Raw genomic sequence first — 21,877 nt, 5'->3', positions numbered from 1 at the left:
GTCTGAGTGTCATGACAAAATAATAAGGGGATCACATGAAAAACAAGAATCTGACCCGTTCACTGCTGGCTCTGGCCGTTACTGCGGCTTCCGTATCAGCACAGGCCGAGATTGTGCTTTACGACAAAGAAGGCACCACCTTCTCTGCTGATGGTCTGCTGAATGCCTTCTACACCCACCAGGAGCAGGGCGACGATAAAGTCTCCCGCGTTCGCATGGGCTTTCTGCCTAACTATATTGGCTTTAACGTCGCCAAAGAGCAGGGTGACCTGACGCTGGGTGCGCGTTCCTCCTTCTGGGTTACCATCAACGACGTCAACAATGACGACCTGAACGGTGACAGCGAAACCGACACTGCCATCGACGTGCGTCAGTTCTATGGCACCGTGGATGGGGACTGGGGTCAGGTCCTGTTCGGTAAGGATTTCGGCCTCTATGCCCGCAGCAATATCTTTAATGACGAACTGCTGCTCGGTGTGGGCTTCGCCCCGCAGAACTCGGTACGTACCACCTTCGGTAATATCACCACCGGTTATCCCTACGCCAACCCGAACGCGCAGATCACCTACCGCAGCCCCACCGCCAATGGCTTCCAGCTCGCCGTGGGTATCCTGGACCCGAGTTACTCCAATGATTTGAGCCGCTACAGCGAAGAGCCGCGCTTTGAAGCGGAGCTGACCTACAACGCCGATTATAACGGTCTGAAGCTGGGTGCCTGGCTGGGTGGCGCCATGGGTGAGACCACCACGGCGACGGATACTGTTGACGCCCAGGGTCTGGCGTACGGTGTGCAGCTTGGCTACGGCGGCTTCAAGCTGACGGCGTCAGGATTCGATCAGGAGGGTATTCCGACAACCTTTACCTCCGATGTGCTCGATTCTGAGGTCGATTCAGATGGCTATCTCGTACAGACCTCCTACACTTACAAAGCCGTTCGAGGCGTTCTCTCCTACGGCAACGTAGATGCTGGCGGTATCGAAAGTGAACTTTCCGCCGGAGCGCTGTTCTACAATGTTACTGACAATTTGAAACTTGTCGGTGAATACAGTGTCTATGAACCCGAGGGCGGTGAAGACATGGACACGTTGGCTTTAGGTGCCGTCCTCACTTGGTAAACATCATCATCTTTTCAGCATGATGCTGGCCGCAAACCGGACTTCCCCCCTTCATTCGGTTTGCGGCTTTTATTTTTCCCTTCCTTGCAGTTATCTAGCTCCCAAGGCCCGGTCGAATCAGTACTCAAGTAGCATTACCAGCTCCAGGGTTGTATGCCTACAATCAAAAGAAACAGCGCCAGCTCCGAGAGTATTGTGATGAACGCCCCCATTATCAGAGAACCGGTAAGAACCGCCGTCTCCGCAAATAAAGATGCCACCGCTGCGGCCCGGGAACTGTGCCAGCAGCTGAGTCATCCGGAAATCGGTTTCGTGCTGTTTTTCTGCTCCGCCGAATATGACCTGGAGATGCTCAGCGACGCCCTGGCATCAGAGTTCGGTGATCTCAACGTGGCGGGTTGTACAACGGCGGGAGAGGTAACACCGGATGGCTATGATCGAGGCAGCATCACCGCCATCGGTTTTGACCGCAACTTGTTCGCCATCGATGTTGAGCTGGTGGAGTCTCTGGACAGGTTTGCGCTGTCCGATGCCCAGGAGCTGGTGTCACGTCTCGTAGCCTCCTGCCGCCAGGAAAAGGTGGCGCCGATCAAGGGGCACAGTTTCGCACTGACGCTGCTTGATGGTCTCTCCAGCCAGGAGGAGCGGGTGCTGATGACTCTGAACTCAGCACTTGGCAGCATCCCGCACTTTGGCGGCTCTGCTGGCGACGATATTCATCTGACCAACACCCATGTCTACTACCGCGGGCGCTTTCATACCCAGGCGGCTATCGTCATTCTGGTCAGTACTCCGCTGGATTTCGAGGTGTTTACCACCCATCACCTGCGGCCCCTGGATGACAAGATGGTTGTCACTGCTTCCGACCCCAACACCCGCACGGTATTCGAGCTTAATGCCGCACCCGCTGCTGAAGAGTATGCAGCGATGGTCGGTATGCGGGTGGAGGATCTGGATGTGTCCACGTTCGCGTTGCGACCGCTTGCTGTACGTATCGGTCAGGAGTATTACGTACGCTCGATCCAGCGTGTAAATCCAGACGGAAGCCTTACATTTTATTGTGCTGTGGAGAACGGCATTGTTCTGACCGCCATGAAATCAGATTCGTTATTTGATGACCTGGCGGGTCACTTCGACCGCATTGAAGCTGAGATAGGTCAGCCGCTGATCACCATCGGATGTGATTGTTTTCTGCGCCGTATGGAGCTTGAGCTCAACGGTGAGGAGGAAAACATGTCGCGCTTTTTACAGGCGCACCGTGTGATCGGCTTTAACACCTACGGGGAACAGTATGACGGCATGCACATCAACCAGACCTTCACCGGCGTCGTTATCGGTCAAAGAAACCGAAATGGGTGATGCCGTGTCGGATCCGCTCGCGCTGGAACAGCTGACTCCCGAACAGTTGCGAGCACGTGTTGCCGAGCTTGAAAGCGAAAACGGTCGCCTGCAACGGATTCGCGATGCCCTGATCGAGCGGGTCGAGGCAAGCAGCGGACTGCGTGCTGAACCCTATGCCGCCTTCGAGCATTCGGTGACCCTGGCCGAGCAGGTGCGAGAACGTACCGAGGCGCTGAATGTGGCCCTGCATGATCTGAAGTACTCCAACCAGGCCCTGAAGCAGGCGAACGAAGAGGCGGCCACGGCACACCAGCGCCTGATTGATGCGATCGAGAGTATCTCCGATGCGTTTGCGTTGTTCGATGCCGATAAAAAACTGGTCCTGTTTAATAACCGCTTCCGCGAAATCTGGGCGCTTTGTGGCGTCAATATTCAGCGCGGCATTACCATCGAGCGCTGCCTGGAGCTGGGCCTTGAGCGCAACCTGATCGTTGAAACGCAGGTCGGGCAGGGCGAAGAGGCCAATATTTACCGTCTCTGCGATGGCCGCTGGTTGCAGATGAGCAGCCGCGAAACCGGTGATGGCGGCCTGGTTGCGCTGTATACAGATATTACTGACCTCAAGGCATCAGAAGCGGCGCAGCGGGAACAGGCACTGGCGGTCAAATCACGCCTGCTGCAAAGCGCTGTCGATAACCTCTCCCAGGGCGTGGTTTTAATCAATGCCGAAGGGCGGGTAGAGATATGGAACGACCTGTTCCTGCGGATGACGCACCTGAAGTCTGATCAGCTGGCGGACAGTCCGAGGTTTGAGCAGCTGATGAGTGCTTCGGATGTCGCGCTGCTGACACCACGCTCACGCGACGAATCGGATCAGCCGTTGACCGAGCTGACCCAGCAACTGGGTGATGGTCGTGTTATCGAAATCCGCACCCACCCGATGTCTGCCGGTGGTTACGTCAACACCTACACCGATATCACCGATCATTCCCGTTACGCGGAAACGCTGCGTGAAAGCGAGCGCTGGATCCGCGTCATTACCGACCACGTGCCGGCACTGATCGCCTATATCGGTGAGGGGATGCGTTACCAGTTCACCAACAAGGTTTATGACGAGTGGTACGGCTGGCCAAGGGGCTCCCTGATCGGCGAAACCATGAGTCGTGTGCACGGTGAAGGCCCGTATGAACGTCTCAAACCGTACGTGGACAGGGCGATGCAGGGCGAGAGCGTGACCTTCGAGATCGAGGAGGCCAACGCACTGGGCGAAAACCGTTACCTGCTCAAGGCCTATGTGCCGAACCTGGGCAGTGATGGCAAGCCGGTGGGCTTTTTCGTCATGATTCGTGATATTACCGAACGCCGCCGTACCGCCATGGCGCTGCAGCAGGCGTATGAAAACCTGGAACAGCGGGTCCGGGAGCGGACCTCCGAGCTGACCGAGCTTAACCAGCAGTTGCGCCAGGAGATCGGCGAGCGCAAGACCATAGAGTCCCGTCTACGTGACGCCAAACAGGAGGCAGAGCAGGCCAACCTCTCCAAGACCAAGTTCCTGGCGGCGGTCAGCCACGACCTGCTGCAGCCGCTTAATGCCGCCAGGCTGTTTACCGGCGCGCTGCTGGAACAGCCGATGCCGGAGCGGATCGGCGGTCTGATCGGTTCGGTCAGCAACTCGCTGGAGGATGTGGAGCGCCTGCTCAGTACTCTGGTGGATATCTCGAAGCTGGACGCCGGGGTGATCAAACCGGATGTTTCCGCGTTTCATATCAATGAGCTGCTGGAGAATATCGCCTCCGAGTATACCCATATTGCCCAGAGCGAAGGCCTCAGCTTCCATGCCGTTAACTCCCGGGTCGTGGTGCAGAGTGACCCGGCGCTGCTGGGGCGCATTCTGCGTAACCTGCTCTCCAACGCCGTGCGCTACACCGGCTCCGGCGGCAATATCCTGCTCGGTTGCCGGCGCAGGCGCGAAGGCCTGGAGATCCAGGTCTGCGATACCGGCAGCGGTATTCCCGCCGATCAGCTGGCTACCATTTTCCAAGAATTCAAGCGGGGCAATAACGCCGGGCAGGACAAGGGGCTGGGCCTCGGGCTCGCCATCGTCGACAAGATCGCACGGATGCTGGGCCATCGCATCGATGTGCACTCCAGCCCCGGCCGCGGCTCGGTATTCTCTGTACTCATCCCCTATGGTGAGCTGGCGCCCCAGCACACGGTACCCCAGCTGAAGGTTAACGATTTCGGTGACCGGCTGCAGGGTGCGAGTGTCTGGATGATCGATAATGACCAGTCGATCTGTGACGGCATGTCGACCCTGTTGAAAGGCTGGGGCTGTGACATTGTCACCGCGCTCAGTCTGGAGCAGTTGCGGGAAAAGGTGGCGATAGGCTCGGCGGCGCTCGACCTGCTGATTGTCGACTATCACCTGGATAACGGCGTGAACGGCGTCGATCTGGTGCGTGAAATTATGCCGCAACGCCCGGATGAGCCGCCGGTGCTGATGATCACCGCCAATTACAGCAACGAGCTGAAGCAGGAGATGCGCAACCTGGGCTACCACCTGATGCACAAGCCGATACGGCCGCTGAAGCTGAAGACGATGCTGAGTCATCTGATCGATAGCTGAGGCGGGCGAAACCCTCTGTTCCTGGCCGTTTACCGGCCGCTGCATTGTGCCGCGGCCGAAAGGTCCGGCTGACTCCGCTTTTATTACTGCCAGGCCTGTTCTCAGGGCAGGGTTAAATTCCCTGGCGGCGGTATGTTCGTAATTGTTAGAGAGTGCGAGAGAGCCGGCGAGAAAGCGGTTAAACATAAACCCTGAATAGAAAAGAGGCCGTTGTTTCGGCCTCTTTGGTTTGGTCTGAAAGCCCTACGGCTCAACGCCTCAGGTAGTGGGCAAAGTCGATATCGCTGGCGGAGAGAATCGCCTGCACCCGGTTGTGCACGCCGAGCTTGCGCAGGATCGCCGAGACATGTGCCTTTACAGTGGTCTCCGCGATGCTGAGGTTATAGGCGATCTGCTTGTTGGATTCTCCCTGGGCCATGCGCTCCAGTACCAGCAGCTGGCGGCGGGTCAGGGAGTTAAGCAGCTCCGGCGGAATCTGCGGCTCGTTCATGCGGCGCTGGCGGCGGCTGTCGCTGCCGCTTGAGCGGATGATATCGGAGGGCAGGTAAACGTTGCCGTTGAGAATCTGTTGCAGTGCTTCGGTCATCTGCGGGCGCGGTGAGGATTTGGAGATAAAGCCAACAGCGCCGCAGGTGATCGCCTGCAGGACAATTTGCTTGTCATCCTCGGCTGAAACGATCACAACAGGTACGGTGGGTGCTTCGTTACGCAGTGATATCAGCCCGTTCAGGCCATGCATACCGGGCATATTCAGGTCGAGCAGTACCAGGTCCAGGTCGTCGTCTTCAGTGGCTAGCTGAAGCGCGGTTTCCAGATCTTCTGTCTCGATCGTTTCCGAGCCGGGAAAGCCGGACTGGATGACATTAGTGATCGCCTCACGAAACAGAGGGTGATCATCGGCAATCAGTATTTTGTACACATCGTTTCCCTCTTATCGTTTTATTATCAGGGGATAGGCTCATTACAACCCGATTTATGGAAGTATGAAATTAAACCATCGTGGAAGCGAACCAGTACTAAAGTACTGTTTTGCGTGCTCATGTCATTGATCGTGCCAATATGGCCACAAAATCATTTACGGGTCTATGTTTCTGCCGTAATCTCTTGATTATCAAGTGTAAGAGGTAGTTTGGAATGAGCGTCGACAGGCGTCTACACCCGCGTGTTTTTGCAGATCTCAGCGCAGAGGCGAATGTCGGCAGTGATCGTTTTTCCGTTCAGCTCGTGGATCTGAGTGTCTCCGGCTTTCAGATCGAGGGCGGTGGACAGCTCGCCAGTCTGACCCCCAAGCCCGGGCAGGGCGGTATTGAACTGGGCCTGCAATTTGATCTTTCGGGTCTTGAGGTCAACAGCCTGTGCCGGGTGGTTTACAAGCGCCGTATGTCGGTTGATAAAGCAGCGCTGGGGCTAAAGATCGTCGCTATTGACGATGACGCCCGCGCGGCTATCGAAACCTATGTGAAGGGAAATCTCGGCTGAGAGCTCTTCCCGTTCACGTTGATATCTCGCGATCATCCCGCTGATTGAACCGCGTTGCTTCGTTTTTCCATTTAAGCGTTCCGGATTTCATCTTGGCTATCAGGCACAGCAGGGCCTGAGAGACTAATCTATAAGATGTAACCAGCTTAAAGGAGGAATAATCCATCCCGCCGCGGACACGCGGCGATTCAGGGTTGGGAGGAGCGAACAATGTCTATCTCAGCAACGGTGCAGAGCTACCTGGATCATCAGCAGGTGCCTTACCATCTGCGTCATCATCCCTACACGGAAACAGCGATGCGATCCGCCTTCGCAGCGCGAGTTCCCGCCCATCGGGTGGCCAAAGGTGTGGTACTTAAAGATGAAGAAGGTTTCGTCATGGCGATGGTACCTTCCGATCGCCAGGTTGATCTGGATGTAGTAAACGAATCACTTAACCGGTTGCTCGAGCCCGCAACTCAACGTGACGTGCGTATCCTGTTTCGTGATTGCGAGGCTGGCGCCGTGCCCTCTCTGGGGCAGGCGTACAACATGAAAATGATCTGGGACGACAGTCTGGCCCAGGAAAATCTCTGTTACCTGGAAAGCGGTGATCACACCGAACTGCTCGAACTTGATCACAAGAGCTTTATTCGATTGATGGAGCATCAGCCCCACGGGTTGATCTGCCGGCATTAAGCTGTGGCCTATCCAGCCGGTAGACCGTCGCTACCGGTTGGCGGGACGCGGCTCCCAAAGGCCCTGGACTCTCTCCCTCGTTCTGGTATTGGACCTACATCCCTGGGTAGTTGGCCCGGGTCTCTATCGGGCCTTTCACCCTTTGCTGTTACAGCGAATGCTGCGTCCATAGCTCGTCCACGACGCTACTTTATCTGTGATACCCGCGAACAGGGGCATTAACGATGAAGTTTTAGCGGCGGGGTTGAAGTTTATACAGATAGGCGAATAATCATTACCTTTCGGATCGCAGTCCTTTGAATTAATAGGAAAATGATGCTCGACTTTCTTTCCGCTACCGCACGCAGCCGTATATTCTGGTTTCTTGTCCTGATCGCTTGCCTGGTGCTGGAGGGGGTAGCGCTCTACTACCAGTACGTGCTGGATTACGGCCCCTGTGTACTCTGTGTACATATACGCGCCTGGATTTTTGGCTTGGGTGCCGTGGCGCTGTTGATGCTGGTTATCGGTGGACCATTGGCACTGCTGGGACACCTGGCCTCTCTGGGCCTGGCGTTAGGGATGCTCAGATCGAGCTGGATCACTCTGGGTGTCGAGCGTGGCACCATCATCGACAGCTGCACCATGGACCCGCAGTTTCCCGACTGGCTGCCGCTGCATCAGTGGTCGCCGGTGCTGTTCGAACCCTGGGAGCCCTGCGGTTATACCCCGATGCTCGCGTTTAATATCAGCATGGCCGAGGCGCTGGTGGTGATTTCAGCGCTTTGGGCGCTCGTTTCCCTAGTGCTGTTGCTTGCCAGTTTCCGCAAACCGAAAAAAGAGAAGGACCTGTTTTCCTGACCAGGTTCTTAAGTTAACCGCAGTGCCCGGACCTATCGCTAGTGGGGCTGGGCCAGGATCACCAGGGTCCCGACACTCTGTTGCTGCTGCCGGATCGGTTGCAACTGATGGGGGAGCAGCCAGTCGGGCAGTTGTTCAAGCTTGGGATTCAGCGCCAGATCCAGTGCCGGTACGCGGGTCTGGGGTGTCATCAGCAGATCGCTGGAGTTTTCCCCCAGCAACACCTGAGCGCGGTCATTGGCACGGACCAGCCGGCCCCGCCGATCGAAAGCGAGCAGCCCGTCCCCCCGCCATTTCGTAAAACTGTCCGCTGAACCACTGATCACCGACTGGCGTTGCGCAAAGTAACTCTCTGCCAGATTGGCTTCAATCAGTCGTGCCGCAGTGATAACGAACTCCAGTGCATCGTGCTGATAGGTATCGGTCAGTCCCGACAGGTCCACCGACCCCAGAATCTGTCCGTCATGGGGGTCGCGTATCACGTCAGCAGAACAGGTCCAGCGCTTGATGCCGGTGCAGAAGTGTTCGGCACCGTACAGCTGAACAGGCTCGCCCGCGGCGATTGCGGTACCTATGGAGTTGGTGCCCACCGCGAGCTCTTCCCAGATACCACCCTCGATCAGGTTTACCCGCCCGGCGGCGTTGTAGACCGCCTTGTCGGCTTCGGCCTCCAGAATCAGCCCCTTGGCATCACTGAGCACCATGATACTGTCGGCGCGGAACAGTGCCTGGCGGGCGTGCTTCAGAATCGGTTGCGCCGCCTCGAGCAGTTCGGTGTTGCTCACCTGTCGGTAGGCGAGTTCGTCTTCATTGCTGGCCGGTGCATCTCTGCGGTCCGGATCCAGGCCCGACTCCTTGCAGCGGATCCAGGATTCCGCCACGACGGGACGCACCAGATTGGGTGGCAGGGTGTGATCGGCCATAAAAGCATCCCAGATATCGAGCAGCTGGTCGTGCTGTTCCGGATTGCTTAACAGCAGCGAGCGCTCCTTCATCTGGCGGGTGGCCGAGGCTGCCTGGTCGCGGGTGTAGAACTGATCGTTACGGGAAAAGCCGGCCACTATACCGGCTCTGGCGGCACAGGGGCGACCGTTCTCATCGCGGGATTGAATGAACTCGTCGGGCAGGCCTTCAAGCAGGTGCATCGGTGCTTCGCGGCCGTTGGCGAAGCGGGAGGGCAGAATAGTACCGCTGTCGAGGTCGTAAAAGGCGGGGCGGAAACCAAGCACGCGATTTTCCTCGCTGACTCCGCCGCTACCGCGAAAGATTCGATTCTGATTCTCAAGATCAGTGAGCGTCAGTACACGCCCTCCCTTGTGGCTGCTTTTACCCGGCTGCCTGGGTTTGGCGTTCATGGTGTTGCTCCCGCCCGGTCGTTGCACCTGTCAGGGGTGCGTTCCGGATCTTGGTAGTGGGCTTTATTTTTAAACTGTCACTTTCGAGTATAGCTCCTGAAGCCCGCTTTTCCGGGCGTCGCGGGAAACAACGCTGAAAGTTTGCGTAATACCCATTACACTCTATCTCCGCCTCTGGATTTTCAGGAAAACGCCGTAGATGAGTCACAACAGAGATCTTTACGAACGAGCATCGGTACGCTGGCTGACGCTGGTCAGCGTTTGCGTGGCAACCTTTCTGATGCCGATGAGCCTCTCGTCGGTTAACGTGGCTCTGCCGGTCATCGCCAGCGATCTTCAGGCGGATGCCGTGTTGGTCAGCTGGGTTCCGACCATGAATCTGCTGGGCGCAGTGGCGTTTCAGCTGCCCGCCGGGAGAATTGGCGATATCGTCGGGCGCAAACGGATCTTTATGGCTGGCGCGCTGCTGTTTGCGCTGAGTTCCCTCAGTGTCGAGCTGATCGATGATATTCGTCCGCTGCTGGCGATACGGCTGGTCCAGGGGGTATCTGGCGCGATGATCTTCGGCACCGGCATGGCGATCATCAGTAACGTATTCGCCAACCATAACCGCGGTATGGCGCTGGGGCTGACCTCGGCCTCGGTCTACCTGGGGCTGACCTGCGGACCCTGGATCGGTGGCATTCTGACGGATGTCTGGGGCTGGCGTTCGGTGTTTCTGATCCCGCTGCCACTGGCGGCGCTGGCGCTGATTATGGTCGGCCTGTTTGTGCATGAGTCTGAACGCAATCCGCACGAACGCCTCGACTGGATCGGCAGCCTGGTGTTCATGGTTGCTACCTCATCGCTTTTCGTCGGTATCTCCTGGCTGCCATCCCTGAGCGGTGCCGGCCTCCTGCTGCTTGGTGGCGCTACCCTTGCGCTGTTTATCTACCAGCAGGAACGCACGGCTTATCCGTTGATCCGCCTGCGGCGTATGGTTGGAAACCGGGTGTTTTTCCGCTCGATCCAGTCGAGCTTCCTGATGTACTCGGCGAACTATCCGCTGCAGTTCATGATGAGTCTTTATCTGCAGTACATTCAGGGCCTCACACCCTCGGAAGCGGGTCGGCTGATGCTGCTGCAGGCGGCGGTGATGGCCGTGGTCGCGCCGCTCTCCGGTCGCCTGTCCGACAGGCTCGAGCCGCGAGTACCGGCAACGCTGGGCTGCCTGTTCTTTACTGCAGGCCTTGCGGCTCTGTCGACGGTGGACGATACCACCTCGCTGGGCTTTATCTCGGTGCTGCTTCTGCTGATGGGGTTGGGGATGGGGTTATTTACCTCTCCGAACAACAACGCGGCACTGTCTGTCGCGGCACCGGAACGTCTCGGTGTTGCATCTTCGATCCTGAATATCTCCCGCGCCCTGGGCAATATGCTCGGCATGGCGGTGGTGGTACTGCTGTTCAACCTCATTATCGGCAACGCCCAGCTGGAGCCTGAGCAGTATCCGCTGCTGATGACGGTGCTCAGAATCGCCTTTGTGATCTGTGCCGGTTACGGTGCGCTTGCTGCATTCACCTCCTGGCGGCGCGGAGCGATGCGCCCTGCCTGACAGTAGCGTGGCTTCTGCCAATGCCAACCAGTAGGTCAGGCTTTGGCGGGAGCCGCCCGCACGGTTCGTTCCGGGTTGAAGCTGATCACCGCCAGGGTGGCAAAGAGCAGTGTTGTGCCGGCGGTAATAGCCAGTGCCTGCAGGTTAAGCTGCTGATAGAGGGCAAAGCGCACCAGCTCGACGGCGTGGGTGAAGGGGTTGTACTGGCAGATCCAGTAAAGCCATTCGCTGGACTCCCGCATCTTCCAGAGCGGGTAGAGCGCCGACGACAGGAAGAACATCGGAAAGATCACGAAATTCATCACCCCGGCAAAGTTCTCCAGCTGGCGGATGCGGGCGGAGAGAAACAGCCCGATCGAGCCGAGCAGCAGCGCCACCAGGATCAGTGCCGGCAGGGCGGTGAGCAGGCCCAGAACCGGCGGTTCAACCCCGGCGATCCAGGCCAGGCCGAGAAAGGCATACACCTGCAGCAGGGAGATCAGTGCAATCGCCAGCAGTTTGCTGATCAGCAGCCAGCTGCGCGGTACAGGACTCATCAGCAGCACCTTCATGCTGCCCATCTCCCGGTCGTAGACCATCGACAGCGAACTCTGCATGCCGTTGAACAGCAGGATCATGCAGCACAGGCCCGGTGCGATATAGGTTTCGTAGGTGATGTAGGTGGCATAGGGCGGAATGATCGCCACGCCCAGGGCGGCTCTGAAACCGGCGGCAAACACCACCAGCCAGAGCAGGGGACGCACCAGCGCGCTCATAAAGCGGCTGCGTTGCTGGATAAAACGCCAGAACTCCCGCTTTACCACACCGTTGAATGCATGCAGGTAGGACAGGTTCATAGGCGGACCTCCGCCTCGCGCGTTTGCGGGTTGCTGGTAAGCCGGTCGAACAGCGCATCCAGCGTTGGCTGCTCGCCTGCCTCGCATACCTCCCGGCCGATCCCCTGGGCTAGCACCCGGCCGCGATGCAGAATCACCACCGGATCGTCCAGGGAGACCTCTTCAAGCAGATGGGTGGCCCAGAGCACGGTCAAACCGCGCTCTTCACAGAGTGTCCGCACCGCCCGGTTGATCGCCTGGCGGGAGGATACATCCAGTCCGGCGCTGGCCTCATCCAGCAGCAGAATATCAGGCCGGTGCAGCAGAGCGCGGGCGATCTCGACCCGCCGGCGGTGGCCGCCGTTCAGCGAGCGCACCTTGTCTTTGCTGCGATCCGCAAGCCCGAGCCATTCCAGCTCCGCCTCTGCCCGGCGACGGATCTCCCGTTTAGACAGTCCATGCAGGGCGCCGTGATACTCCAGGTTCTGCATTACCGTCAGGTCCAGATCCAGGGTGCTCTGCTGGAACACGACGCCGAGTTTCGCCAGCAGCGCACGCGGCCTCTGATCAATGCTGATATCGCCGAGGCGGATCTCGCCCCGCTGAACCCGGTAGAGCCGGGTAAGCAGCGCAAACAGCGTGGACTTGCCTGCGCCATTGGGGCCGAGCAGGGCATTAAAACGTCCCTGCAGCAGTCCAATACTGATGCTGTCCAGCGCCAACCGCTGGCCGTAGCGGTGGCTGACCCGATCGATTTGCAGTGCGAGCGTCATGGCTGCCTCAGTCCGCAAGAGTGACCACGCCCCAGGGGTAGCGGCCTACCTTGATTGAGCGTTCGACCTTCAGGTCCGCCACGTTGATCACCGACACATCGCCGCTGATTCCGTTGGTGGTCAGCAGATACTGTTTATCCGGGGTGAACTCCATATGCCAGACGCGACGGCCGACCAACAGGTAATCAACTACCTCGTAGGAGTTTGCATCGACCACGGCCACATGGTTGGCAGGCCCCAGGGCCACAAACGCGTATTTGCCGTCGGCGCCAAGCTTTACGCCCACCGGCTGAATCTTGTCGGGGTGAATCCCCTTGATCTCGAAGTTAAGTTTTTTGATGATCTCGCGGCTTTCCACATCGATCACCGACACCGTGCCGCCGATCTCCGAGGAGGCCCAGAGCAGCTTGCCATCCTCGCGGAACTCCACATGGCGGGGGCGCTGATCCACCAGCGTGTTGTCCACCAGTTCGTGGGTCTCGGTATCGATCCAGTGCAGCATATTGGTGGTCTCGCTGGTGTTCACCGCCCACTTGCCATCGGGGCTGACCGCCATCCCTTCAGGCTCCACACCCACCTCGATCTGAGCCAGCACTTCGTGGGATTCGGTATCGACCACGGTGACTATGGCGTCATCTTCGTTGGAGATGTACAGCTTGCGGTTATCCGGATGCAGCGCGAACTGTTCCGGGTCCGCGCCGGAGGGCAGATTCTCGATGATTTTGTGGGTCGCCAGGTCCATCACCTGGACGGTGTCAGAGTCGCTGGCGCAGATATACAGCTTGGTGTGGTCCTTGGACAGCGCGATGCCGCGGGGACGCTCACCCACATCGATGGTATCGATCACCTCCCAGGTGTTGAGGTCGAGTACCGACAGGGTGTCGTCCTTCTCGTTGGAGATGTAGGCCTTGGAGGCGTTGGCGGCCGGTGCGGCCAGCGCTGCGGCGATCATAAGAGTCAGGAGTCTTGTTTTAATAGTCATGCTTATTTCCTTGGTTCTGTCCTTTATTCTGTCCATGAGCTAGCGGGCCACACGGCACTGACTTTCCGGCGCGTCAAAGCCCAGAGTGTCGAGTTCGGTGCGCTGATGCAGGAATCCCTCCTGCGGTGAGCTGGAAACCAGGGCTCGCGGATGGATCAGCGCGATCGGCTGGCGTAGCTGGCCGCTCCAGTCGCGGAAACTGAGTTTGCGTCCCTTGAAGGCGGCCAGTTCAAATTTGTCGGACAGCAGATAGTCCCGCACCGTGTCCGGAGTGTTGTCGCCGGTCCGGGTAACCGCCTCGGCGATACTGCGAACGGCAGCCCAGCTGGCATAGTCTTTCTCGTTCATCCAGCGCTGCGCCTGTTTCTCGAAACGGCTCTGTAGCTGGGCTGCGCCCCAGGCCTCGATCATCTTGTGCCAGCCCACCGGCAGCAGGCCCTGGGTGCCGACCACGGGGCGGGGGAGGCCGGTGTTATAGGGCAGATATTCGCCGAAATCGCCGCGTTCATCGGCAACGACCACCACATCGTATTCGCTGCCGGAGGTGAACGGCGGCAGCTCTTTCTGGGCGGTGCGTCTGAGGTCGGTATCAAAACTCCAGGCTTTCTCAGCGACGATTTTGCCGCCGAAACGCTGGGCAGATCGCTTGATCGCCCCGGCAAAAGCGCGGTCATCGTCGGTGGCGCCCTCTACCAGCATCCAGCGGTTCCAGCGGCGCATGATCAACCACTGAGCCAGCGCATCGGCCAGCATGGCCCGGGAGGGGATAGTATGCAGCAACCCGTCGATGCACTGGTTTGTACGCAGAGCATCATCGCGGCTACCGGCGTTGATCAATAGCGTATCGGCGGGCAGGGATGAGCGCAGCGAGGCCAGGGTGGCGCTATCGGTATTGGTAACGAAAAAGCGGATGCCGCGGCCGTAGAGGTCAAAGGCGGAAGCGACCAGTTGTTTCGGATCCTCGCCTTCAACTTCATGCAGAGTGTAATGCTGCTGCAGAAAACGCCCGGTGGTGTTGCTGTCGCTAATGGCGAGCCTTGCGCCCTGCAGGCCGGCATCTTCCGGTTCGGGGATGATATTGGAAAGCACCGGACCGCGATCGATCTGCTGGCCTACATAGGCGATCGATATCTCCAGTGGTTCGGCAGCCACAGAGGCACTGGAAACCAGTGCGCAGAGAGTACCGGCGAGGAATCTTTTCAGCATAGCTATCGTTCTTGTTGTTATCGATCTACCCAGAATAGGGGCGGATACAGTGCTTAGAAATATGCTGAAGGTCGCAATCAATTAGTACTCAAGTAGCATTTTTCGCGGGCGGCAGCCCTATAGCATGGAGTGGTGTTAGCAAAAATAATAATCATGGAGTCCTTATGTTCTCAATGAAGCGCGCCCTGCTGCCGCTGATGGCTGCCTCTCTTGTATCCGTTGGCGCCCAGGCTGCCGGAGACCTGACCACACGCCCCCAGGCATTGCCCGATCTGATTCTGGGTGACGATGTCAGCGACTATTCCATGTCGCACAAACGTTACGAACTGGAGACCGGCCAGGCCTACAGCCTGAAAATCATCTCCAGCGGCTACAAGGAATACGCGATCCAGTCGCCGGAGTTCTTTACCTCCATCTTTCTGCGCAAGGTGGAAGCGGGCGATATGGAGATCAAGGCCACCACGCTGACAGAGCTGGAGTTTGAAGAAGCCTCTGAGGCGGAAATCTTCTTCGTGCCGATCAAGCCCGGTACCTACGAGTTCTATTCCGAAGGGCTGGAAAACAAGGGGATGGTTGGCGAGTTTGTTGTCGAATAACCCCTGTATTTGCTACTAGCATCGCGGTGTCTGTCACCGCGATCCCGCGGCTCTGTCTGGTCGCTGCCGGTGCAGCAAAGCTGACGTCTGCTGCCGGTAACCTGCATCGCCGTGATTGCGCCTCTCCTTAACCGCCCAACGGGTTTCTTTCCCAACTCCCTTCATATCCCAGGGTCTTTCGAAAACTGAACTATGCTTGAGTCTCAGTCATAGGCTGAGGGGCGCTTCGCTGTGCTCAGAGTTGTATGGGCCGCGGATCCGCTGCTTGGCAGTTGAAAAGAGTGGAGGGACTCATGCTTTTTGTAACCAACAGGGAACCCCGGGGCTCGATCAGAACCCGGCCCGATCGCAAATTCAACTTCGATCTGAAGAAAAACGCGCCATCCAATTCGATCTACTGCTGTGAAAGGGTTGGGCCGGATGAGTATGTAGAGCTGGGGTCGGCCAAGTGGCTCGGCCGGCTGAAGACCAGCCCGGCGAAGCAGCTTTTGTTTTTTATTCACGGCTTCTCCAATCTGCCGGAACCGGATATCTTTCCCCGCGCCCAGGGACTGCAGGATCAGTTCAACGCGGTAGATCCCGAGCTGGTGCAGGTGATTCCAGTGATCTGGCCCTGTGATGATGATCCCGGCATCGTCAAGGATTACTGGGACGATCAGAAATCCGCTGATATGAGCGCTTTTTCCTTTGCCCGCGCGCTGCAGTTCTTTATGCGCTGGCGCGACCAGGAACCCGAGGATTTCCCCTGTATCAAGCGCATCAATGTACTGGCGCACTCCATGGGTAACCGGGTGTTCAGGCAGACGCTGGCCGCCTGGGAAAAATATGATCTGGCCGACGGTGTGCCACTCCTGTTCCGAAATACGTTTCTCATGGCTGCGGACATCGTTAATGAGTCGCTGGAACCGGAACATTCGGGGCGTCTGATCAGCCAGGCCTCACGTAATGTCTCGGTATATTACGCATCGGACGATCTCGCGCTCCGGGCAAGCAAGGTGTCCAACCTGAAGAATAAGGTTGCCTCGCGAAGGCTCGGCCACTCCGGCCCTGAAGATATGCAGAAAACCCAGTCCAATGTTTACGCCATAGACTGCGACAACTTCAACAACCGCTATGACCGGCCGAAAGGGCACTCTTACTTTGTTGATGACGGCGAGGGTAATCCCGGCGTAGTGTTCAAGCACCTGGTCCAGTCGCTCCAGACCGGCCGGGTATTCGTCGGGGATAGCCGCGACCGGCGGTATATTCTGTAAAGCCCGAAACAGCGGCCAGTAAGCGGGTGATATCGGCCGACAGGGATGCGGTAACGCTCAGCGTTATCAAACCCTGTTCGGCTTTGTTGGCCAGATTCCGTACCTCCCTCGAAGTAGCATTAGCCAGCAATCATTTTGGAGGTACTGAATCAGAGGCGTGCCGAGATAAGCGTGAACCCGCTCGCGGCACCGTTACAGGGCGTCTTGTCGCAGGTTCTGGATCTACACCATTAAGGATGGGCAGATTAGCGGCAGGGAGCCGCTGGAACTCAGTAAAGAGCAATCCATCCACGAATCTGCCCCCGAGATTGTGTATCCCCTGGATCGGATAGACCTGCTGATCAGTGCAAGCAGGGGAAGGAGGTGGCACAGCGACTTGAAGGCAAGGGGATTCGTCTGCTGGTCACCGACGAGACGGACCCCGACAGGTCGGTCGAGCAATATCTGAGGTTGGGCCACGCTGCTTTATCGGAGTACCTGTTTAGTCGGCGTTAAGCCGATTTGTATTGCGATGCTGGAATCGCTGCTCATGGCTATCGCGGTCATAGGCAAACTCAACCGCGAGCAGCGCAAAACCAGCAGAGAATGCTGTAGCATTAGGTGTATCTAATGTTTGGCGATAGGAGAGTAAAATGAGTGACGCGATCAAAAACAGCGCCGTGCCTCAGGTGAAAGCGTTCCTTGATGAGCCGACCAACACCTTCAGCTACGTGGTGCGTGATCCGGCATCCAACGCCTGTGCCATCATCGATTCGGTACTTGATTTCGACTACGCCAGCGGCCGCACCGATGTGCGCTCGGCCGATTCGATCATCGACTACATCCGCGCTGAACAGCTGCAGGTGGAATGGGTGCTCGAGACCCACGTGCATGCCGATCACCTCTCCGCCGCACCTTACCTGCACCAGGCGCTTGGCGGTAAAACCGGCATCGGTGCCAAGATCAAGGTCGTGCAGGAAACCTTTGGCAAGGCGTTTAACGCCGGCACAGAGTTCGCCCGTGATGGCAGTCAGTTCGACCGTTTGTTTGAAGAGGGCGACCGCTTTGCCATTGGCGAAATTGAGGGCTACGTGCTGCACACACCGGGACATACACCCGCCTGCCTGACCTATGTAATCGGCGATGCCGCCTTTGTCGGCGATACCCTGTTCATGCCGGATTATGGCACCGCCCGCTGCGATTTCCCGGGTGGTGATGCCAAGGCGCTGTTCCGCTCGATCCAGAAAGTGCTGAGCCTGCCGGACGCGACCCGGATCTTCCTCTGCCACGATTACCAGGCGCCGGGACGCGATGAGTACTGCCACGAGACCAGTGTCGCGGAGCAGCGCGCACATAATATCCATGTGCACGAAGGCGTCAGCGAGGAGGAGTTCGTGCGGATGCGTACCGAGCGTGATGCGACCCTGAACATGCCGGCGTTGATCATCCCCTCGGTGCAGGTGAATATGCGCGCCGGCGAAATGCCACCGGCCGAGGACAACGGCCAGGTTTATCTCAAGGTGCCATTAAACCTGTTCTAGGGGATTCCGGCTGGAAAAACTGCTGCTGCCGTTTATCGTGCTGGCTGCCGGTACGCTGACCGGAAATCAAGTCCCACAAAAGCCTGACGGATGCCGCTGCGAATTTCGCATTTTTCATCGCGGGGGTGGCAATCACGATTTTCGTGGCCAGGGGGCTTTAGCACTGATGGCGAAGCCCCCTGGATGACGATTCAAGATTAAGCCCAGAAAATTCTGTCTATAAACCAGTAGATACCGACTAGCGCAATAAGAATCGATAGGGGCTTTCTGAACCAGTTTTCCCAATAGGAGGTCCTGCCCAACCACCAGCCGAATGCCAAATACATTCCTGTAATGACGGCAAGCTGGCCCAGCTCTACGCCGATGTTGAATGAGATCAGAGACGGGATAAAAGCTGACGGATTTAATCCTATCTCGGACAGTACACCGGCGAATCCTAAACCGTGCAAAAGTCCGAACAGGAATACAATCGCGACACGAAACTTGGTGATCCTGTGATGAAACAGGTTCTCCAAGGCAACGAAAGAGATTGAGGCGGCTATGAGGGGCTCCACGATCGAGGGTGATAACGAGATGATACCAAGCGTAGCGAGGGCCAGGGTGAGGGTGTGGGCGACCGTGAAGGCTGTGACCTGCCAGAGCAGTGCGCTTATTTTCTGGCTGAGTAAATAAAGACCGATCACAAACAGTATGTGGTCGAGCCCCATAGGAAGAATATGCTCGAAGCCTATGACGACATAATCTAAAAGACTTTGATCTTGGTTTACAGCGTCTAACCGTACTGTGTCAGATTGTTCTCCGCTATTTACCCACAAGGTTGCAATCGAATCACCCTTCTGATTCACCTTGAATACGGAGTTGCCGTATTCTTCTGGCCAATGGAAACGAATGCTTGTGATCGGTTTTTCGGCGTTTACGGAATAATGGATCACAGACTCGCGTGCCACACTAAGATCGCTGTTATCGGTGACGCTTATAGACGGTGTCTCGAAATGAAATATTAACGGCAAGCCATCTTCATCCGTAAATTGCAACTGACCTGACAGTTTCTTGGTGAATTCAGTCGCCTGTTCTTCGAATAGTTCATGAGGCATGGATCTAAGTTGGTTATATCGTGATGCGGATGGGGCGTCGTCAGTATCTTTATGGTTGCCACTGACACCCAGCATCAATGCTTCAAGGTTTGTGTTGATATCAAGCGAATAGTTTGTCGCATCAATCTGTGAAAACTGAACAAGACTTGGTGTTATTTCGTGTGCCTGTGACTGGGTTGTTACGGCGCATACGAAAGCCATAAGCAGTGCTATTAACGTCAGCTTTTGCTTGATTCTTGCCAAAAATATCAACTTGTTAGCCTTAATTCTAATGTCGATGAGAGGGGGTATCGGATTGAAAGAAAGAGATGAACCCTGACAGCAGTGCCGCCCGGCGCTTGGTCCTCGTGAGCCGAGGCATTAGATAGTCTAATTATTACATTATGATGAATGTGTGACCCGGGATAATGGCGTAGGGGGATGGGAGTTTTGAATCGAAAAGCCGCGTAGTTTTCGAGGTGGTAGTTTTCTGTGTGGTATTTTTATCTAGCTATATAAAAATTATATCTAGCCATATAAAAACGATATATCTTTCTATAGAAAAACGTATATAGGTATAAATAAATAGATATGTCCTTTGGTTGATTTTATTTTTTTGTCAGATTGGTCAGAAAGTTCATATATATGTAACCGAAATGAAATTTATCAAATCTATTCTGCCGCCTGTCTTTTTTAAGACGAATATTGTCGAAGTCGCCGCATGGTCGACGAACGGATAGATACACGGGGCATCCTTTTAGACGTAGCTTCATCTTTTAACCGGTTTAATTAATGAACTGGTGAAATTGATAGCCACGGATCGGCTCTGGTCTGGAAGTTTGACCAAATTTTAATCTATAAGGCAGGACATAAGGCCGAGAATGAAAACCAAATTAGCAACTGCAATTGCTGCGGTATTGGGTGCACTGGTACTTACCGGTTGTAATGATTCTGATAAATCATCGGAAGAAGCATCGGTATGTACCGGGGCGGAAGCATCTACTGAGCGTCTTTTCCTTCAGCAGATCACTGATTCGTCGGTAATTATCAAATGGCGCGGTGATGCGACAGCTGCCTGCATCGGTACAGATGCCAATGGACTGGGTAATCTCGTAGAAGCAACGCTGACTGAGGGCGACCATAAAGAAGCCAAGTTTGACGGCCTGGACGCCGATACTACCTACTACTATTCAGTCGGTGGCGCTTCTACTGCACCTGCCGGTCAGATGTTCAAAACGGCTCCGGCCAGTGGCTATCCTGCTGATGACAACAACACCCGTATCTGGCTTGTAGGCGATTCCGGTACTGCCGGCTACACGCATGAAGATGCCGATGCCTCAGTGCCTTCCGAAACTCACTACCCTGGCGTTGCCGCGGGAGTTCGTGACGGCATGCACACCTTTGCCGATGCGAGCGGTGAGCCGATCGACCTGTTCCTGATGCTGGGTGATAACGCCTACAACAACGGTGATGACGTTAACTATCAGGCCGCTGTATTTGATACTTATCCCGATGAGCTGAAGCGTGTGGGTGTATGGCCGACTATCGGTAACCACGAAATGGGCGTTGGCTTCCTGGACATCAGCAAATACTACGGCGAGCCTGACGGCACGATCGTCGGTTACTACGGTGGTGTTTCAACCGAATCTGATCCTGACAAATATATTGTTGATGGTGTAGCAGGTACTGCCGGTACTTATCAGACCGTGCCTTACCTGGATATCTTCAGCCTGCCGACTGCCGGTGAGGCGGGCGGTGTAGCAAGTGCTACTGAGCAATACTACTCATTCGACTACGGTAATGTTCATATTGTCAGCCTGGACTCTCAGCTGAGTGGCCGTGACTCCACCGAGCGCGCCACCATGAAGAGCTGGCTGGAGTCCGATCTGGCAGCCGCCAGCACCGAGTCTGACTGGATCGTCGTGATCTATCACCACCCGGCATACTCCAAGGGCAGCAACCACGATTCCGACTCGGACGCCAGCACCGTTCAGACTATCGACGCGCCTCAGGTCGATATGCGCAACGACTTCGTTCCCGTGTTCCAGAAATATGGCGTCGACCTGGTGCTGAACGGCCACGCTCACTCCTATGAGCGCAGCTACTACCTGACCAATCTGTTTTCGGCCGACCCGGTCAACGATCCGACCGCCGGCGATTCGGACAGCTTCGTCATGGCCGATAACTCTTATGGTCCGGGCCTGGTCAACGAGTTCGATGAGACCGACGGCTACGTGGTTTACAGCACGGCAGGTAACGGCGGCAAAGCTGATTCCGGTCCGTCCGGTCTGGATGATTCGACTGAATGGTTGAACCACAATGCGATGGTGCCGCAGCAGTTTGCCGGAAGCATCGCTGCTCAGGTTTCTTCCGGTACCACATCAAGCTTTGGCGTGGCGGGTACCAGTACGACTGGTGAGCATACTGACGGTCTTGCGCTCGCAGGCTCCGTGCTGATTGATGCCAGCGCTTCACGTCTGGAGTGGCGCATGCTGAATGAGGACGGTCAGGTTCTCGATAAGTTTGTAATCAACAAATAACAGCTGTTGACCCGTTTTGCTGCGGGCGGAGATTTTTCGCGCCGCAGCTTCTTCGTTTGCAAAGACCAATAGCCGGATTTATATGCAGTTC

At 56.5% G+C, this 21,877-nt stretch carries 19 protein-coding genes; 12 read left to right on the top strand and 7 right to left on the bottom strand.

The window, feature by feature from the left end; genetic code table 11:
• Window positions 1–35 precede the first annotated feature (35 nt).
• The 3 genes from ACQUQP_RS12280 to ACQUQP_RS12270 all read left to right on the top strand — a co-directional run bounded on the left by ACQUQP_RS12280 (window position 36) and on the right by ACQUQP_RS12270 (window position 5,082).
• Window positions 36–1,115, top strand: coding sequence for a porin (locus ACQUQP_RS12280; RefSeq protein WP_432695321.1), 1,080 nt, complete (start codon window positions 36–38; stop codon window positions 1,113–1,115).
• A 198-nt stretch (window positions 1,116–1,313) separates the two neighbouring features.
• The gene (gene nosP, locus ACQUQP_RS12275) at window positions 1,314–2,474 is read left to right on the top strand and encodes a nitric oxide-sensing protein NosP (RefSeq protein WP_432695320.1); all 1,161 of its coding nucleotides are present in this window, start codon (window positions 1,314–1,316) and stop codon (window positions 2,472–2,474) included.
• Complete coding sequence (locus ACQUQP_RS12270) at window positions 2,467–5,082, top strand: NahK/ErcS family hybrid sensor histidine kinase/response regulator (protein WP_432695319.1); 2,616 nt, start codon at window positions 2,467–2,469, stop codon at window positions 5,080–5,082. The genes nosP and ACQUQP_RS12270 overlap by 8 nt, the downstream gene beginning before the upstream one ends.
• A 250-nt stretch (window positions 5,083–5,332) precedes the next feature.
• Here the strand turns inward: ACQUQP_RS12270 and ACQUQP_RS12265 are convergent, their stop codons facing one another.
• Window positions 5,333–6,001 (bottom strand): response regulator, encoded by a 669-nt coding sequence (locus ACQUQP_RS12265; RefSeq protein WP_432695318.1) that lies wholly within the window; start codon window positions 5,999–6,001, stop codon window positions 5,333–5,335.
• Between the two features lie 215 nt (window positions 6,002–6,216).
• Here ACQUQP_RS12265 and ACQUQP_RS12260 point away from each other — a divergent pair, with 215 nt between their 5' ends.
• From ACQUQP_RS12260 to ACQUQP_RS12250, 3 genes are all read left to right on the top strand, one after another.
• Window positions 6,217–6,561 carry a PilZ domain-containing protein gene (locus ACQUQP_RS12260; protein ID WP_432695317.1) on the top strand — a complete coding sequence of 115 codons (345 nt, stop codon included), beginning with the start codon at window positions 6,217–6,219 and terminating at the stop codon, window positions 6,559–6,561.
• 210 nt (window positions 6,562–6,771) lie between these two features.
• A complete protein-coding gene (locus ACQUQP_RS12255) occupies window positions 6,772–7,239 on the top strand; it encodes an aminoacyl-tRNA deacylase (RefSeq protein WP_432695316.1) in 468 nt (155 codons plus the stop codon).
• Window positions 7,240–7,554: 315 nt separating this feature from the next.
• Window positions 7,555–8,079 (top strand): disulfide bond formation protein B, encoded by a 525-nt coding sequence (locus tag ACQUQP_RS12250; RefSeq protein WP_432695315.1) that lies wholly within the window; start codon window positions 7,555–7,557, stop codon window positions 8,077–8,079.
• 38 nt (window positions 8,080–8,117) lie between these two features.
• On the opposite strand, the gene ACQUQP_RS12245 is transcribed toward ACQUQP_RS12250, so the two are convergent.
• Window positions 8,118–9,434, bottom strand: a complete 1,317-nt coding sequence (locus ACQUQP_RS12245) for a sigma-54-dependent Fis family transcriptional regulator (protein ID WP_432695314.1) — start codon at window positions 9,432–9,434, stop codon at window positions 8,118–8,120.
• A gap of 199 nt (window positions 9,435–9,633) precedes the next feature.
• Here ACQUQP_RS12245 and ACQUQP_RS12240 point away from each other — a divergent pair, with 199 nt between their 5' ends.
• Entirely contained in the window at window positions 9,634–11,028 is a 1,395-nt protein-coding gene (locus tag ACQUQP_RS12240) for an MFS transporter (RefSeq protein WP_432695313.1), read from the top strand.
• A 35-nt stretch (window positions 11,029–11,063) separates the two neighbouring features.
• On the opposite strand, the gene ACQUQP_RS12235 is transcribed toward ACQUQP_RS12240, so the two are convergent.
• From ACQUQP_RS12235 to ACQUQP_RS12220, 4 genes are read right to left on the bottom strand one after another with little or no spacing between them, the layout of a single operon-like run.
• A complete protein-coding gene (locus ACQUQP_RS12235; RefSeq protein ID WP_432695312.1) occupies window positions 11,064–11,864 on the bottom strand; it encodes an ABC transporter permease in 801 nt (266 codons plus the stop codon).
• Window positions 11,861–12,616: an ABC transporter ATP-binding protein gene (locus tag ACQUQP_RS12230; protein WP_432695311.1), complete on the bottom strand. Its 756-nt coding sequence runs from the start codon at window positions 12,614–12,616 to the stop codon at window positions 11,861–11,863. The genes ACQUQP_RS12235 and ACQUQP_RS12230 overlap by 4 nt, the downstream gene beginning before the upstream one ends.
• A 7-nt stretch (window positions 12,617–12,623) precedes the next feature.
• Window positions 12,624–13,598, bottom strand: coding sequence for a YVTN family beta-propeller repeat protein (locus ACQUQP_RS12225; protein WP_432695310.1), 975 nt, complete (start codon window positions 13,596–13,598; stop codon window positions 12,624–12,626).
• Window positions 13,599–13,637: 39 nt separating this feature from the next.
• The gene (locus ACQUQP_RS12220; protein ID WP_432695309.1) at window positions 13,638–14,804 is read right to left on the bottom strand and encodes an ABC transporter substrate-binding protein; all 1,167 of its coding nucleotides are present in this window, start codon (window positions 14,802–14,804) and stop codon (window positions 13,638–13,640) included.
• Between the two features lie 164 nt (window positions 14,805–14,968).
• Between ACQUQP_RS12220 and ACQUQP_RS12215 the strand changes: the two genes are divergently transcribed.
• The 4 genes from ACQUQP_RS12215 (at window position 14,969) to ACQUQP_RS12200 (ending at window position 18,173) form a co-directional block, all read left to right on the top strand.
• Window positions 14,969–15,400 carry a copper-binding protein gene (locus ACQUQP_RS12215; RefSeq protein WP_432695308.1) on the top strand — a complete coding sequence of 144 codons (432 nt, stop codon included), beginning with the start codon at window positions 14,969–14,971 and terminating at the stop codon, window positions 15,398–15,400.
• Window positions 15,401–15,693: 293 nt separating this feature from the next.
• Entirely contained in the window at window positions 15,694–16,653 is a 960-nt protein-coding gene (locus ACQUQP_RS12210; RefSeq protein ID WP_432695307.1) for an alpha/beta hydrolase, read from the top strand.
• A gap of 363 nt (window positions 16,654–17,016) precedes the next feature.
• A complete protein-coding gene (locus ACQUQP_RS12205; RefSeq protein WP_432695306.1) occupies window positions 17,017–17,148 on the top strand; it encodes a hypothetical protein in 132 nt (43 codons plus the stop codon).
• A gap of 137 nt (window positions 17,149–17,285) precedes the next feature.
• Window positions 17,286–18,173 carry an MBL fold metallo-hydrolase gene (locus ACQUQP_RS12200; RefSeq protein WP_432695305.1) on the top strand — a complete coding sequence of 296 codons (888 nt, stop codon included), beginning with the start codon at window positions 17,286–17,288 and terminating at the stop codon, window positions 18,171–18,173.
• A 197-nt stretch (window positions 18,174–18,370) separates the two neighbouring features.
• Here the strand turns inward: ACQUQP_RS12200 and ACQUQP_RS12195 are convergent, their stop codons facing one another.
• Window positions 18,371–19,510: a HupE/UreJ family protein gene (locus tag ACQUQP_RS12195; RefSeq protein WP_432695304.1), complete on the bottom strand. Its 1,140-nt coding sequence runs from the start codon at window positions 19,508–19,510 to the stop codon at window positions 18,371–18,373.
• Window positions 19,511–20,127: 617 nt separating this feature from the next.
• Here ACQUQP_RS12195 and ACQUQP_RS12190 point away from each other — a divergent pair.
• Window positions 20,128–21,786: a metallophosphoesterase gene (locus ACQUQP_RS12190; RefSeq protein WP_432695303.1), complete on the top strand. Its 1,659-nt coding sequence runs from the start codon at window positions 20,128–20,130 to the stop codon at window positions 21,784–21,786.
• The last annotated feature ends 91 nt before the right edge of the window (window positions 21,787–21,877 follow it).

Source organism: Marinobacterium sp. YM272 (genome assembly GCF_050908845.1).
In the GTDB taxonomy this organism is placed as follows: domain Bacteria; phylum Pseudomonadota; class Gammaproteobacteria; order Pseudomonadales; family Balneatricaceae; genus Marinobacterium_D.
This window is presented reverse-complemented; position numbering and strand designations above follow the sequence as displayed.